The organism is Mesorhizobium sp. M0590 (genome assembly GCF_040320905.1).
Lineage (GTDB): Bacteria > Pseudomonadota > Alphaproteobacteria > Rhizobiales > Rhizobiaceae > Mesorhizobium.
Map to the genome: position 1 here is coordinate 1 of NZ_JAMYQN010000071.1, position 941 is coordinate 941.

Below are 941 nucleotides of genomic sequence, written 5' to 3' on the forward strand. Positions count from 1 at the left end.
TACATCGGCGGCGCCTATTGCTGGGCGGGCCTGTACCTCGCCGGAGAGATGCTGCGCGCCGAGGGATTCACCGATGTCCGCTATGTGCAAGGTGACAAGAAGGTTGATCATTCCGCGTGGATCGCAAACGGCGAGACGGATTTCAGTGTGAACTATGTGCCGATTCATCTGGCGTCGATCGATGCAGGAGTGCCGATCAGGGTACTAAGCGGACTGCACTCCGGGTGCCTCGAACTGATCGCCAACGACAGCGTCAAAGGCGTCTCGGACCTGCGGGGAAAGCGGGTTGGGGTCTTTACGCTTGATTCGCCGCAACACGTGTTGGTTTCTCTGATGGCCGCCTATGTTGGGCTCGATCCCGTCAACGACATCGAATGGGTCATCGAAGAGCACAATTTTGCGGAAGGCTTCGTCGAAGGAAAGTACGATGCAGTGCTCGGCCAACCGCCCCGCACGCAGGAACTTCGCTCCAGGAAAGTAGGCCACACAATCCTCAACTCGACCACCGACCCGCCGTGGTCGCAGCACTTCTGCTGCATGATTTCCGCGACTGCGGATTATGTAGACAGATACCCGGCGGCGACAAAGCGCGTCCTGCGGTCCATCCTCAAGGGCGCCGACCTCTGTGTCTCAGATCCGTCATGGACTGCAGGGCAGCTGGTCGATCGAGGTTTCGTCCCCAGCTACGAACTCGCGCTGCAAACGCTTGGCGACCTCCGGTACGACAGATGGCGGGATTTCGATGCCGAAGCCTCGATGCGCTTCTACGCGCTGCGCATGTACGAAACGGGCATGATCAAGTCGAGCCCGCAAGAGATAATCGCCACCGGAACGGATTGGCGCTTTCTCTATCAACTAAAGCAGGAGTTGAAGACGTAGGCAATCGCCGAACGTCGTGTCCCATCAGGGAAGGAAAGGCTTATGCAGATCATCCAGAACCG

At 58.2% G+C, this 941-nt stretch carries 1 protein-coding gene; it reads left to right on the forward strand.

What is annotated here, in order from left to right; all coding sequences use genetic code 11:
- The coding region (locus tag NKI52_RS32650; protein ID WP_352700869.1) for an ABC transporter substrate-binding protein at positions 1 to 879 on the forward strand (879 nt) is incomplete at its 5' end.
- Positions 880 to 941 lie beyond the last annotated feature (62 nt).